Here is a 12,985-nt window from a genome sequence, read left to right as displayed (position 1 = left end):
CTGACAATTTCCTTATGCAAAAAAATCATATCTGTATTGCATTGGCTCTAGGATATAATCCACGGCATCGCAAGATATTTTTTAACACTTGAAAAGGAAACAGAAAATGCTACAAACTCTATTCAAAGCAACAGGTATCACCGCAGAAAACAGCGACAAAGTAAAAGAAGCCGGTTCGGCCGTTGCAGACGTAAAATGGGTAAACATCAATAACGACAATGTTGTCGTAACCCATGGAGAAGCTTTCGATGCTGATGGCTTTATCAGCGCCGTCAGCGGAACAGGCGTCAGCTTAAGCAAATAAGCCTAAAGCCTATATCAAGCCGGTGTTCGCACCGGCTTTTTTTATGACGTACAATAAAGGCTTTGCTTAGGAAAGCCATGACCGCCACCCTCAAACCTCAGGATTGCACCCTATTTGAACTGCCCTTTTTTCAATTCAGCCAACTGCGCAAATACGCCCCTGATGAGATTGAACCGCTCAAAGCCGCCTATAAACAGGCATGGAATCAATGGCGGCAGATTATCTGGCAAACCGCCGACCTGCTTGGCGAGGATTTCGCCCCCGCCCATATCGAACGCTGGAGCAACGGCTGGCAGCTTCGCGCACATTTCTTCGCCTTCTTCAAATACCGGCAATACCAATCTTCTGCTAGCATCTTATCGATTATCCTCAACCGCCGCCGCTTAAGCCTGAGTTTGGATTGGCATGCCTACCGCGCCGACCGTTCCGCTTATCCTCTTGACTACTACCAACAATGGGCAGCCGCACTCAATCAGTCCGCCGATTTACGCAGACAATACGCCGATTTCGAACTCTGGCAAGACAGCGACAGCGAATACGCCGATTATAAAACCCTTGCCGAACATCCCAATCCTCTGCCTCTGCTTGTCGCGCCGCATTACTACATCATCGGCAAACAGCTCAATGCCTCCGAACTCGGTGCATACGACAGCAGCCAATGGCTTGCCGAACACATCCGTGCCCTGCTTCCTCTCTACGAAATAGCCCATCAGCCCATAGAGGCAGGCAAAATCCGAACAAATGCGCTAGACTAAGCCCTTCACAAAAGGACAGACCATGCAACACTACGAACAAGAAACTTATTTCAACAATCCGACCTACAAAAGCATCCACGACGCCTACAGCTTATGCTTTTTAGGCATATTCCTGTCTTACTTTACCATCATCGCCGCCTTTATCCTGACCCTCGTACAGCGCCCCAAATTCAAAGACAGCCATATAGCCAGCCATGCCGATTACATCCTCTTCGGCTGTCTGTACTACACCGGCTTTATCCTTGCCGCCGTCGGCATCATCTACTGGAATTATCAGCAAAGTTTCTTCAGCCAAGGCAATCTCATTGTCGGCGGATTCCTCTACGTCTTTCCCGCATTCTTTCCCTTTGTGTGGTGGATACGCCGCTTCATGCGCGGCATCAACTATCTCAAACGCGGTCTTGCCATTCCCCGCCCCGCCTCCCCTTGGAGACCCAAATGACATGGAGGCACCGCTTGATGTACAGCCTACTCTTTTTATGCCTTAGCGGCATAGCCCTGCTCGGCTTTGCCTATTATTGGATAGACTACAGCAGCCGCCCCTTCCTGTATGACGACAGCCGCCACATCCCGCACAACCGCCTTGCCGTCGTACTCGGCACCGCCAAATACGTAGGACAGAACCGCATCAATCTGTTTTATAACACTCGCATTCAAGCCGCCGCCCAATTATGGCAGGCAGGCAAAGCCGATTATTTCATCGTCAGCGGTGCCAACCCGAACAAATACTACAACGAGCCCGCCGAAATGCGCCGCGACCTTATCGCCGCCGGCATACCCGCCGACCGCATTCAGCCCGATTATGCGGGACTTCGCACCCTCGACAGCATTCTGCGCGCGGAAAAAATCTTCGGCAACACCCGCTACACCATCATCTCGCAACCCTTTCACAATGCCCGCGCCGTTTTCCTTGCCCGCCACAGCGGACATCAAGTCATTGCCTTTAATGCCCGCGACCCGGTGAGTTTTAAAAACAGCAGCAAAACCCGCATCCGCGAAATCGGTGCGCGCTTTAAAGCCCTGCTCGATCTCTTTATCTTGAACAAAGAAGCCCGCATCTACGGCGAGCCCATTCCCTTCCCAAACCAAAATTCCCATGAATCTGACAACACTCTACCAAAAAGCCATTAGCGACAAAGCCTTCAGCAGCGACGCAGCACAACTCGCCGTCATCGCCCACATGCAGCGCATCATCGACGAACTGACGACACAATCCCAAGAAGCACCGCCAAGCAAAAACGGCGGCTTTTTCGCTCGACTGTTCGGCAAAAAAAACACCGCAGCGCAAAAACCGTGGATTCAAGGACTCTACTGCTGGGGCGGCGTCGGACGCGGCAAAACCTTCCTCATGGACCTCTTCATGCAAGCCCTGCCCACCGCACGCAAACGCCGCCGCCATTTCCACCGCTTCATGCTAGAAATCAACGAAGCATTGAACCGATGCTCGCAAATGCAAAACCCGATTCAACACATCGTAGCGGAGATGGCAAAAGAAATCGACGTACTCTGCCTAGACGAATTTTTCGTCTCCGATATCACCCACGCCATGATTCTCGACCGCCTGCTAAGCGCCATGCACGCGCAAGGCATCACCATCATCACCACCTCCAACATCGCCCCCGCCGATTTATACAAAAACGGACTCCAGCGCGAGCGCTTCCTACCCGCCATCGCATGGATAGAAGAGCATCTGATCGTGCATCATGTACCGGACGGCGAAGACTTCCGCCGCCGCCATTTCTCCATGCAAAACATCTTCCGCCAAGCAGACAGCCCGAGCCAACGCCAAGCCCTGATAGACGATCTCAGCGAACTCACGGGACATGCCCCCGCCAAAAACGAAGCGCATTTCCAAGTCGGCAGCCGCGAAATTCCGCTTTATTGGTGCAATAAAGACAGCATCGTCTTTGACTTTGCCCAACTCTGCCAAGGTAACTACTCGCAAAAAGACTACATCGAAATCGCCAAACATTTCGCCTATGTGGGCATCGTCGGCGTACCGATAATGGACGAATACCTAGAAGATGCCGCACGCCGCTTCCTGCTGCTGATTGACGAATTCTACGATCGCCGCGTCAAATTACTGCTGACCACCGCCGACGACATCAGCCGACTCTATCAAGGCAAAAAAATGCGCTTTGAATACGAACGCCTGCAAAGCCGCCTCTTTGAAATGCAAAGCGAAGCCTATTGGCGGGAAGCGCATCTGCCTTAAACGAAAAAAGCCGCAAAAGCGGCTTTTTTCGTCTCTTAGCATCAAAATGAGATTATAGTCAGTTCATAACAAAGACGAACATTATATTTTTAACCTTAGCTTAGGCATTTATACCGGACTGACACACGCCATAACAAATTGTATTGGGTATAAATATCTAAGCTAATAATTTATAAAGAAGTAGGTCGAATTCTTGAATCCGACAAATTTATATTTTAAGTAATATCGGATACAAGTATCCAACCTACCGATTGAAAAATAATCAAGTTTGCCATGAATTAACTATATTTCAGGCGTTCCTCCTGATGAAATGCGCATCTCTCAATCTCATTTTGACCTTAAGGTACTATAGTTTCTTCAGATTAAAATGAGACAATAAAAATTTTCAACATATTGAAAAATATTTCAATATGTTGTCTTAAGGCGTATCATTTTAATTTGAAGAGACTATATATGTGCATGTAATCGACAAACATCAATCAAAATACTGCGCGGCAGTGTTTTGACAGGTTTGCATCTTAATATAGGGCTCGCCGGCATCTAAACACAATCCATTCATCGAACTGCGAATACGTCTGCCGTCTCGATACCATTTTTGATTAGCCCGCCCTGTGCACTCATATAAAATAATATCCGTTCCCGCGCGGCTATCATTGCCTTTAATATCCAAACAGCGTCCATTGTGGCGCAATGTTTGATCCGAATGCCATTGAAACAATTGATTTGATTTGCCATGACAGCTATGGCGAATTAAATACCGATCATTATCGCCGTGAATATCCAAACATTGACCATTCACGCGAAACATTTTGACGCGCCCCTCCTCACGAGAAAGCGAATCGGATTTCACAATAATCACCGGCGAATAAGCAGGTCTGTCATTTTCTACCATAATCGCCGGTATTCCCTCAGTCACCACACATGCCGTTACAGACAAAGCCGTCGCACATGTCAACACAAGTTTTTTCATCATCATGCTTAATGTCGCGCTTTATTACCCAGCATACGCGGCAACACATCGTCACCCTTAATGCGATGCACGATCACCATCACAATATGACCGGTGGCTAAGGCAAATAGAGTCCAAGCTAATAAATTATGCCATTGGCTGCCTAATTTAACCAACCAATCAACACGCTCAGGCGCAGCCGGTAGCAGTGTTATATCGCCGATTGTCAAAGCACCGCGTGCCGCGCCGTATTGACGCAATAAGCCCACAAGCGGCACCGCAATCATCACCGCATATAAAGCCAAATGCCCTAAATGCGCCGCCGTACTGTGCGCCGACGGACGCTTGCCGCTGTTAAACAAAGCCCATAAAACACGGACAATCACCAATATCATCAGGAAATAACCCATGATTTTATGATAATTGCGAAAACCGTTCGTCCATTCCGCTTCTCCGGCAAAGGTCAAAGAAAGTGAAATAAACAGCATAAAGCCAAAGCCCAAAGCCATGAGCCAATGTAAAACACGGCTAATCGTGCCGTAGCGGTGTAAATTGTCAGATTGCATCATGATTTCTTAATTAATATTAAAAAAGCAGCCGCATCAGCGACTGCTTCGCGGCATATCTTTATTTTTCCTGCTCTGCATTATTATTCGGCAAGGTTTCTTCCTGTTGCTGTTGGCGCATTTCTTCATAAATGACCTGCTGCGCCAAAACGGAACCTTCCGGCGCTATAGAAGTTTCGCCCTGCTCCCAAGGCGCATTTTCCGGTACTTCTTCAATATAAATCGTTTTCAAAGAATAATCCGGCTGATAGTGCAAATCGTATTTCGCCGCCTTAATGGTGGAGAACATAATCAAGCTCATGATAACAATCAAAGGTGCACCGGCAAAAATAGAAGCGGTTTGCAATGTATTCAAATCGCCGATAAACATCAGCGTAGCCGGCATTAAACACAAGGTAAAGGCCCAAAACAAACGATTCCAACGCATCGGCTCCTCATCTACTTCATGCTGCACGACGGAAGCCAAAATATAGGAAATGCTGTCAAAAGTCGTGGCGGTAAAAATAATCGCCAATACCGTAAAGACCGCAATCACGACTTTCGCCATCGGCAAAGTATGCAAAATCGCGAAAATCGTCGCCGTTGCGCCCTGTGTTTCTAAGGTATTCAAGACATCCAAAGTGCCGGATAACTGCATATACAAGCCGTAATTACCCAATACGATGAAAAATACCGCGCAGCCCAATGAACCGAAAAACATAGAACCTATCGCCATCTGGCGAATGGTGCGACCTTTTGAGATTTTAGCGATAAACAAACCGATAGTCGGAGCAAATACCAACCACCAAGCCCAATAGAATACCGTCCAATCCTGCGGGAAACCCGTGCGTTTGAAACCATGCTGATTAAATTCGCCGAAAGCCTCCGTCCAAGTCATCATCGTAACGATATTTGAAATCGAACGCCCCAAAGCTTCCAAACCCGTGTTCAAAATAAATACGGTCGGCCCGCAAATCAGCACAAAGAGCAAAAAGCCTAATGCCAGATAAAAATTGATATTGGATAAAAATTGAATGCCTCCGCGCAAACCTTGATAAGCCGAATAGGCGAAAATCATCGTAGTAATAAGCAATACGCCCAACTGCATTGTGATATTGCGCGGCGTACCGAACAAAACATGCAAACCGTCGGTAATCATCGGCGATGCCAAGCCTAAACTCGTGGCACCGCCGCCGATCATGCCGAAAACAAAAAATACGTCAATTAAACGTCCCCAATTGCTTTTGGCAAAACGCTCGCCCAATAAAGGCATCAAACTTTGGCTGACTTTTAAAATCGGCGAATTGCGCACATGCGCGAAATACGCAATCGATACTGCCGGCACCAAATAAATCGCCCAAGCCACAGGCCCCCAATGGAACATGCCGTAAGTGCTTGCCCAGCGAATCGCTTGTGCCGACTGCGGCTCAATGCCGAAAGGCGGTCCTTGGTAATAGTAGATCCATTCCAAAATTCCCCAATACAGAATACTGGCGCCGATGCCGCCGCAAAACATCATCGCCGCCCAAGAGCTGGTTTTAAATTCAATCTCGTCTTCCGGCTTGCCCAATTTGATATTGCCGATATCCGAAAAAGCGATATAAGTCACAAAAACAACTGACAATACGCCAAAAAACAAATAAATACCGCCTAATTTATTGGTTACGAACTGCTTGGTCTGCCCGACCCAATACGCCCCCTGCTCCGGAAAAAAAATCAAAGGCAGCGTTACGCTCAGCAAAATCACTAGTACGCCGATAAAGGTAAATTTATCAATTTTTACATTACTTGCCTGCGTTACGCGCTGATGAAAATTCTTATCCGAATCAAAAGTCCCTAAATGACGATAAACATTGGAATGTTTTGTCGATTCCTGCAAAACGAATGAATTAAATTCCTTAGTATCAGACACATTAACTCCTTATAACAAAATCTTTTCCATATGTAGAAATTGATACCAGAGTAACGAAAAATATGATTAACAAAATTAGATACTATTGCCAAGATGATCATTCGATATTCTGATAAGTTTCCTATAGTTAAGAGAAATTTCAGAAATATTTGTCTGCTGATTTAGATAAACGCAGCTTCCTATTTTTCAGAAAAGATGGCGTCCCCTAGGGGGTTCGAACCCCTGTTACCGCCGTGAAAGGGCGATGTCCTAGGCCACTAGACGAAGGGGACTAATTGAAATTAGTCATACAAACACAGCAAGAAAATGGCGTCCCCTAGGGGGTTCGAACCCCTGTTACCGCCGTGAAAGGGCGATGTCCTAACCACTAGACGAAGGGGACGCAACATAAATTGGTGGAGCTAAGCGGGATCGAACCGCTGACCTCTTGCATGCCATGCAAGCGCTCTCCCAGCTGAGCTATAGCCCCTCACTGTGTGAGTGAGGGGCGCATTTTAGCAGAGGACAATCAGGTGTCAATCTTTTTTCCACTTTGCGTCCAAGAAATTTGCTTATACTTTGATTTTTTTAAATAATCAACTGCCGCTTGTAAACGCCGCACGGCCGCCTCTTTGCCCGCCAAGACGAAACTGACGGCTAAATCCGGCGAGGGTGCGCCGCCTGTCAGCGCAAGACGCGCCGGCTGTCCGATTTTGCCGAAGCCGATATCGAAATGCGCGACCGTTTCTTCAATCGCAGTATGCACGCTGTGTTCGTCAAAATCGCCTAATGCCGCTAATTTTTCCGCCAAATACGTCAAACGCTCGCCGGTCTGCTCGTCCTTAAAGGCTTTTTTCTGTGCTTCCATCGGGTATTCCTGCGGATCAACTGCTATCCAGCACATATGTTCCGCCATTTCTTTCAAGGTTTTGGCACGCTCCAAATAATGCGGAATGGCGGCGGCTAAGGTATGCGCTGCCAAATCATAGCCCTGCGCCTGCAGATAATCCGGCAACAGGGCTTGCAGACGCGCGCTGTCGGCCTGTTGCAGATAGTGCTGGTTCAGCCAACGCAATTTTTCGGTATTAAAGGCGGATGGCGCGCTATTGACTTGATTGATGCGGAAATATTGCATCAATTCTTCTAGCGAGAAGATTTCCTGATCGCCATGCGACCAGCCCAAACGCACGAGATAATTAATAATGGCTTCAGGCAAATAGCCTTCGCTTCGATAATCCAAAACATTGGTTGCGCCGTGGCGTTTCGACAAACGCTGTCCGTCGTCGCCGAGAATCATCGGTACATGAGCAAAGGTCGGTACGGCATAGCCCAATGCCTGATAAAGGTTGATTTGGCGCGGCGTGTTGCTGATATGGTCTTCGCCACGAATGACCATGCTGACTTGCTGCTCGGCATCATCGATGACGACGCAGAAATTATAGGTGGGCGTGCCGTCGCTGCGGCGGATAATAAAATCGTCCAATTCATTATTTTGAATCGTGATTTTTCCGCGCACTTGGTCGTCCCAACTGACCGAACCGTCTAAAGGATTTTTAAAACGCACGACCGGCTGCACACCGGCAACAGGTTCTCCGCCGTTGCGGTATTTGCCGTTATAGCGCGGTTTTTCGCCGCGTGCTTTCTGTGCTTCGCGCATAGCTTCCAGCTCTTCGGGACTGCACCAGCAATAATACGCCAAGCCTTTGGCTATCATGTCTTCAATGACTTGGTTATACAAATCAAATCGTTGGCTTTGGCGAACAATGTCGCCGTCGGCATTAAGCCCCAGCCAGCGCATGCCGTCTAGAATAACTTGAGTAGAGGCTTCGGTTGAGCGTTCGCGGTCGGTGTCTTCAATTCGCAGACGGAATACGCCTTGATGCTGACGCGCATGCAGCCATGAGAATAAAGCGGTGCGCACACCGCCGATATGCAAATCGCCCGTCGGACTGGGCGCAAAACGTGTAATAACCACAATATTTCCTTTCTTTAATTGTTGACGCGTATTTTACGCGCATTTTCCAATAAGCTCATCCGGCTTGCGCCGCAAACCAATGTCGGACAAAGTGCGCCGCCCATTGCTGTGAAAAATCTTCCGTTTCTACCGCCGCCCATTCGCGGATTTGCGCCATTTTCATGCCCTGCAAGCCGCAGGGATTGATGCGGGTAAAGGGTGATAAATCCATATCTACATTCACCGCCACGCCGTGATAGGTACAGCCGCGACTGACTTTTAAACCTAAAGAAGCGATTTTGCGCCCGTCTGCGACATAAACGCCGGGGGCGTCGGCACGCGCGGCGGCCTGAATGCCGTAAGGCTTTAAGCTGTCAATCGTCGTTTGCTCAATCATGCTGACTAAGGGACGAATGCCGATATCGGCGCTTTTGATATCCAGCAATAAATAAATCACCGCCTGCCCCGGCCCGTGATAGGTAACTTGTCCGCCGCGGTCGATATGTACGACGGGAATATCGCCGGTTGCCAGCAAATGCTCGGCTTTGCCCGCCAAGCCCTGCGTAAAAATCGGCGGATGCTGCACCAGCCATAGAACATCATCTTCGGGGCTGCGGCAGCGCTTTTGGGTGTAATCCAGCATCGCCTGCCAAATCTCGCGATAATCGCGCAACCCGAGAGAAACGACCGGCAAGCCTTGCACCTGCATCATAATGCCATAATCACATGCGGCGAATCGCTCAAAGCCTGATAAACCGCATCGATGGCGGCTTTATCATAAAACATCGCCGTCAGGCTGATCGCCAGATAATTGCCGTTTTTGCTGGCTTGTTCTTTCATACCCAAACGGTCTTGCTCGGGAATAAGGCGATTGACGATGTCTAAAATCTCCGCCTGAAATTCAGGGGTATTTTTGCCTGTAATTTTAATGGGAAAGCGGGCGGGAAACTCGATTAAGGTTTCTTCGCCTGCCGTTTGATTGTCTGTATTAGTCATTATTCCACCACATTTTTAAACCATGCCAAGTACGTTTGAAAAAGCCGGCTTCCGCCACCGCTTCCGCCGCCACCGCCGGCACGGTCGCATAGACTTGTCCGCCCGCCGCGATACGGATATCGCCCAAAACCTGCCCTTTGGCAATCGGGGCAACCAGCGTGCCGTTGATATTCAAAGTCGCGGTCAAGCTGTTTTTCGCCTCATTCGGCACAAGCAGATTAAGTGTTTGCTGCGCCGCGATATTGACGCTGTCCGTCTCGCCTTTAAACACCTGCGCTTGGCTTAAGACCTGCCCTGCCTGCACGGGACTAATGCGGCTAAACAGAGCAAAACCGCTATTGAGCAATTGCAAAGAAGCCTCATAGCGATGCTCTTCTTTTCTCGCGCCCAATACCACGCTAATCATACGCGCCTCGCCGCGCTTTTCCGAAGCTACCAAGCAAAAGCCCGCCGCATCGGTATAGCCGGTTTTCAGCCCGTCAACATTGGCATTGCGCCACAATAAACGGTTGCGATTTTGCTGCTTGATTTTATTCCATACAAATTCTTTCTGACTGTAGTAATGATAATATTCGGGGAATTGCATGATAATCGCCCGCGCCAACAGGGCAATATCGCGCGCGCTGCTGTAATGCGCCTCGTCGGGCATGCCGGTAGGATTGACGAAATGGGTATTTTTCATGCCCAATTGCGCCGCCGCCTGATTCATCATCTGTGCAAAACCTTCCACCGAGCCGCCGAGATATTCCGCCAAAGCCACGCTGGCATCATTGCCCGATTGCACAATCATGCCTTGAATCAAATCGCCCACCGCCACCTGCGAATTAATCTCCACAAACATGCGCGAGCCTTCCTGCTTATAGGCTTGCTGACTGATACTGACCTTGTCTTCCAGCGTGATTTTGCCGCTTTGCAGGGCTTGGAAAGTCAAATAGGCGGTCATCAATTTGGTAATGCTGGCAGGCGGCAAGGCTTGATCGGCATTGCGTTCGCGCAAAATCTGTCCGCTTTCGGCATCCATCAGCACATAGCCGGAAACCAAATCATCAATCGCCGCTTGCTGTGCGAAAAGCGGCTGCCACAGCAAAAACGGCAACCAAATCAATAATAGGAATTTTTGTACGACAGCTTTCATTTTATCCTTTGGGCGCAAATAAAAGGCGCAGTCTATCATAGCGCATCGATTTCTTCAGGCGCGACGGGCTGCGGCGGCAAGATCCGCTTGTGCCGCGAACGATCGTGCCAAAAAGCAATCCTCTCTTGCGTCGCCGCCGATACGCTTTCACCGCGCAGAAAGCGGTCTAAATCGGCATAGCTGAAACCCAATTCGCCCTCATCCGTCTGTCCTTTCCACAAACCCGCGCTGGGCGCTTTGCTCAGCACTTGTTCCGGTACGCCCAAAGCCGCACCCAAGGCAAATACCTGCTCTTTGCGCAAACGCGCCAACGGCAATACGTCTGCCGCGCCGTCGCCGAATTTGGTGAAATAGCCGGTATAGCTTTCCGCCAGATTATCCGTACCTAAGACAATCGCGCGATGGCTCTGCGCCAAGGTATAAAGACAGACCATACGCAAACGCGCCATCAAATTGCCATGCAAGACTTGCTGCCGATCGGGATTGGGCGATAAAGCGGCGCCGATTTGCCCCATCACCGCCTCATACATCGGCGCAATCGAAATCGTCTCGCCGCTTAAGCCGGCTCCGTCTAAAACCGCCTGCGCATCCGCCAAATCCGCCGCACTGCTGACCGCCGCCGGCAACATGTAAATATGCTTCGGTGCGTCAATGCGCGCCAGCAAATAAGCGCAGACCGCCGAATCCACACCGCCGCTCAAGCCCAAGACATAGCCGTCCATGGCATAGAGTTCGCGCCGCTGCTCTTCCAACCATTCGCAGACATAATCCGCATATTTCAGCCAATTCATCGTCCCGCCTCCATTTCTTTGGCAATTCCATCCAACATATCCTGTTTTAAATTCCACAGCGGCTGCGACAAATCCACATAATAACCATGCGGATTTTCCAAACGCTTGACTTCACACCACAAAGTATTCAATTCGCTTTGCACATAGGCGCGGATTTCTGCCAAAGTCGGGCGTTTTTGCACGGCTTTGCCGTCCTGCCACACCAATTGCAGACAAGGTTTGGCATGAAAATCCTGCACGGTTTTGCGTTTCCACGGCGCTTGCGGATCGAATAAGGTATAAGGCTGACTGCCGTCTATGGTTTCTTCGCGCAAACTCACCACGTCCGCAATCGCCATCTGCGCCTGATTATATAAACGCCAAACCTGTTTAAAGGCGGGGGTCGTGGTTTTAATCAAGTTTTCGCTGATTTTGATTTTCGGCTCGGCTTTGCCGGCTTTTTCTAAGGAAACGATTTTATACACGCCGCCGAACACCGGTTCGCTGCGCGCGGTAATCAGGCGCTCGCCCACGCCGAAACCGTCAATCGCCGCGCCCTGCTGAATCAAATCTTTAATAATGAATTCATCCAAACCATTAGACACCATAATCTCGCAGTCCTGCATGCCGGCAGCGTCCAGCAGTTCGCGGCAACGGCGGCTTAAATACGTCAAATCGCCGCTGTCGATACGAATGCCTTTAAGCCGCTTGCCCAAAGGCTGCAATACTTCCTGCTGCAGGCGAATGGCATTGGGTAAGCCGCTGCGCAGCACATCATAAGTATCTATCAGCAATACCGTATGATCGGGATAAGTCTGGGCATAGGCGGCAAAAGCGCTGTATTCATCGGCAAAACTCTGCACGAAAGCATGCGCCATCGTGCCGACCGCCGGCACACCGAAGACCACTTCCGCCTGCGTATTGGCGCTTGCCGCCACGCCGCCGATATAAGCGGCACGCGCACCGTATAAAGCCGCATCTGCGCCATGTGCGCGGCGCGAGCCGAACTCAAACACCTTGCGCCCCTGTGCTTGGGCGCAAATCCGCGCCGCCTTGGTCGCAATCAAGGATTGATGATTGAGCGTCAGCAAAAGGAAGGTTTCTAAAATCTGACAATCAATCAAAGGCGCGCGCACGCTGAGCAGCGGTTCATTGGGGAAAACCACCGAGCCTTCGGTAAAGGCGTAAATCTCGCCGCCAAAACGGAAATCGCGCAAATATTGCAAAAAACCTTCGTCAAATCCGCCTTTTTGCCGCAGAAAATCTATCTGTTCAGCGCTAAAAGACAGCTCGCGCACATAATCCAAAACCGTTTCTAGACCGGCAAAAATCGCAAAGCCGCCGTTATCAGGTACGCGGCGGAAATAGTAATCAAAGACCGCCCATTCCTGCGCCCGCCCTTGGGTGAAATAGGCATTCGCCATCGTCAGCTCGTAATAGTCTAATAATAAAGATTGATGCGCTTGCACGG

At 49.6% G+C, this 12,985-nt stretch carries 14 protein-coding genes and 3 tRNA genes; 5 read left to right on the top strand and 12 right to left on the bottom strand.

The features are described 5' to 3' along the window. Positions 1–106: 106 nt before the first annotated feature. The 5 genes from DYC63_RS06665 (at position 107) to zapE (ending at position 3,274) form a co-directional block, all read left to right on the top strand. A complete protein-coding gene (locus tag DYC63_RS06665) occupies positions 107–304 on the top strand; it encodes a hypothetical protein (protein WP_115218510.1) in 198 nt (65 codons plus the stop codon). Positions 305–381: 77 nt separating this feature from the next. Further along, positions 382–1,059: an HI_0552 family protein gene (locus DYC63_RS06660; RefSeq protein ID WP_115218509.1), complete on the top strand. Its 678-nt coding sequence runs from the start codon at positions 382–384 to the stop codon at positions 1,057–1,059. A gap of 22 nt (positions 1,060–1,081) precedes the next feature. Further along, positions 1,082–1,501: a hypothetical protein gene (locus tag DYC63_RS06655; RefSeq protein WP_115218508.1), complete on the top strand. Its 420-nt coding sequence runs from the start codon at positions 1,082–1,084 to the stop codon at positions 1,499–1,501. Continuing rightward, positions 1,498–2,190, top strand: coding sequence for a SanA/YdcF family protein (locus DYC63_RS06650; RefSeq protein WP_245888064.1), 693 nt, complete (start codon positions 1,498–1,500; stop codon positions 2,188–2,190). The genes DYC63_RS06655 and DYC63_RS06650 overlap by 4 nt, the downstream gene beginning before the upstream one ends. Further along, a complete protein-coding gene (gene zapE, locus DYC63_RS06645; RefSeq protein ID WP_115218506.1) occupies positions 2,156–3,274 on the top strand; it encodes a cell division protein ZapE in 1,119 nt (372 codons plus the stop codon). The genes DYC63_RS06650 and zapE overlap by 35 nt, the downstream gene beginning before the upstream one ends. 475 nt (positions 3,275–3,749) lie before the next feature. Here zapE and DYC63_RS06640 read toward each other — a convergent pair whose 3' ends face one another. The 12 genes from DYC63_RS06640 to DYC63_RS06585 all read right to left on the bottom strand — a co-directional run bounded on the left by DYC63_RS06640 (position 3,750) and on the right by DYC63_RS06585 (position 12,983). Next, positions 3,750–4,244: a ricin-type beta-trefoil lectin domain protein gene (locus DYC63_RS06640; RefSeq protein ID WP_218564572.1), complete on the bottom strand. Its 495-nt coding sequence runs from the start codon at positions 4,242–4,244 to the stop codon at positions 3,750–3,752. Between the two features lie 8 nt (positions 4,245–4,252). Beyond that, positions 4,253–4,792: a cytochrome b gene (locus DYC63_RS06635; RefSeq protein ID WP_218564571.1), complete on the bottom strand. Its 540-nt coding sequence runs from the start codon at positions 4,790–4,792 to the stop codon at positions 4,253–4,255. A gap of 58 nt (positions 4,793–4,850) precedes the next feature. After that, the gene (locus DYC63_RS06630) at positions 4,851–6,545 is read right to left on the bottom strand and encodes a BCCT family transporter (RefSeq protein ID WP_342769726.1); all 1,695 of its coding nucleotides are present in this window, start codon (positions 6,543–6,545) and stop codon (positions 4,851–4,853) included. A 331-nt stretch (positions 6,546–6,876) separates the two neighbouring features. Beyond that, a tRNA-Glu gene (locus DYC63_RS06625) sits at positions 6,877–6,952 on the bottom strand. A 35-nt stretch (positions 6,953–6,987) separates the two neighbouring features. Then, positions 6,988–7,062: transfer RNA gene (locus DYC63_RS06620), tRNA-Glu, on the bottom strand. 11 nt (positions 7,063–7,073) lie between these two features. Then, a tRNA-Ala gene (locus tag DYC63_RS06615) sits at positions 7,074–7,149 on the bottom strand. A 39-nt stretch (positions 7,150–7,188) separates the two neighbouring features. Beyond that, positions 7,189–8,634, bottom strand: coding sequence for a glutamate--tRNA ligase (gene gltX, locus DYC63_RS06610; RefSeq protein ID WP_115218503.1), 1,446 nt, complete (start codon positions 8,632–8,634; stop codon positions 7,189–7,191). Between the two features lie 55 nt (positions 8,635–8,689). Further along, positions 8,690–9,322 (bottom strand): lipoyl(octanoyl) transferase LipB, encoded by a 633-nt coding sequence (gene lipB, locus DYC63_RS06605; protein WP_115218502.1) that lies wholly within the window; start codon positions 9,320–9,322, stop codon positions 8,690–8,692. Further along, entirely contained in the window at positions 9,322–9,609 is a 288-nt protein-coding gene (locus DYC63_RS06600; protein ID WP_115218501.1) for a YbeD family protein, read from the bottom strand. Before DYC63_RS06600 ends, lipB begins: the two co-directional genes overlap by 1 nt. After that, positions 9,602–10,744, bottom strand: coding sequence for a D-alanyl-D-alanine carboxypeptidase family protein (locus DYC63_RS06595; protein ID WP_115218500.1), 1,143 nt, complete (start codon positions 10,742–10,744; stop codon positions 9,602–9,604). The genes DYC63_RS06600 and DYC63_RS06595 overlap by 8 nt, the downstream gene beginning before the upstream one ends. A gap of 35 nt (positions 10,745–10,779) precedes the next feature. Then, positions 10,780–11,535 carry an NAD(+) synthase gene (gene nadE / locus DYC63_RS06590; RefSeq protein ID WP_115218499.1) on the bottom strand — a complete coding sequence of 252 codons (756 nt, stop codon included), beginning with the start codon at positions 11,533–11,535 and terminating at the stop codon, positions 10,780–10,782. Then, on the bottom strand, positions 11,532–12,983 hold the full coding sequence (locus tag DYC63_RS06585) for a nicotinate phosphoribosyltransferase (RefSeq protein ID WP_115218498.1): 1,452 nt from the start codon (positions 12,981–12,983) through the stop codon (positions 11,532–11,534). Before DYC63_RS06585 ends, nadE begins: the two co-directional genes overlap by 4 nt. Positions 12,984–12,985: the final 2 nt, after the last annotated feature.

Origin of the sequence: Suttonella indologenes (assembly GCF_900460215.1) — a bacterium.
Taxonomy (GTDB): Bacteria; Pseudomonadota; Gammaproteobacteria; order Cardiobacteriales; family Cardiobacteriaceae; genus Suttonella; species Suttonella indologenes.
Note: the sequence above shows the minus strand (reverse complement) of the source record. Positions and strands in the feature narration are given on the sequence as shown.

Excerpts from the sequence above, each read along its gene's own strand:
- lipB (WP_115218502.1), bottom strand. The coding sequence starts at position 9,322 with ATGCAGGTGCAAGGCTTGCCGGTCGTTTCTCTCGGGTTGCGCGATTAT.
- zapE (WP_115218506.1), top strand. The coding sequence starts at position 2,156 with ATGAATCTGACAACACTCTACCAAAAAGCCATTAGCGACAAAGCCTTC.
- DYC63_RS06650 (WP_245888064.1), top strand. The coding sequence starts at position 1,498 with ATGACATGGAGGCACCGCTTGATGTACAGCCTACTCTTTTTATGCCTT.
- nadE (WP_115218499.1), bottom strand. The coding sequence starts at position 11,535 with ATGAATTGGCTGAAATATGCGGATTATGTCTGCGAATGGTTGGAAGAG.
- DYC63_RS06655 (WP_115218508.1), top strand. The coding sequence starts at position 1,082 with ATGCAACACTACGAACAAGAAACTTATTTCAACAATCCGACCTACAAA.
- DYC63_RS06635 (WP_218564571.1), bottom strand. The coding sequence starts at position 4,792 with ATGATGCAATCTGACAATTTACACCGCTACGGCACGATTAGCCGTGTT.
- DYC63_RS06660 (WP_115218509.1), top strand. The coding sequence starts at position 382 with ATGACCGCCACCCTCAAACCTCAGGATTGCACCCTATTTGAACTGCCC.
- DYC63_RS06600 (WP_115218501.1), bottom strand. The coding sequence starts at position 9,609 with ATGACTAATACAGACAATCAAACGGCAGGCGAAGAAACCTTAATCGAG.
- DYC63_RS06640 (WP_218564572.1), bottom strand. The coding sequence starts at position 4,244 with ATGAAAAAACTTGTGTTGACATGTGCGACGGCTTTGTCTGTAACGGCA.
- DYC63_RS06665 (WP_115218510.1), top strand. The coding sequence starts at position 107 with ATGCTACAAACTCTATTCAAAGCAACAGGTATCACCGCAGAAAACAGC.
- DYC63_RS06595 (WP_115218500.1), bottom strand. The coding sequence starts at position 10,744 with ATGAAAGCTGTCGTACAAAAATTCCTATTATTGATTTGGTTGCCGTTT.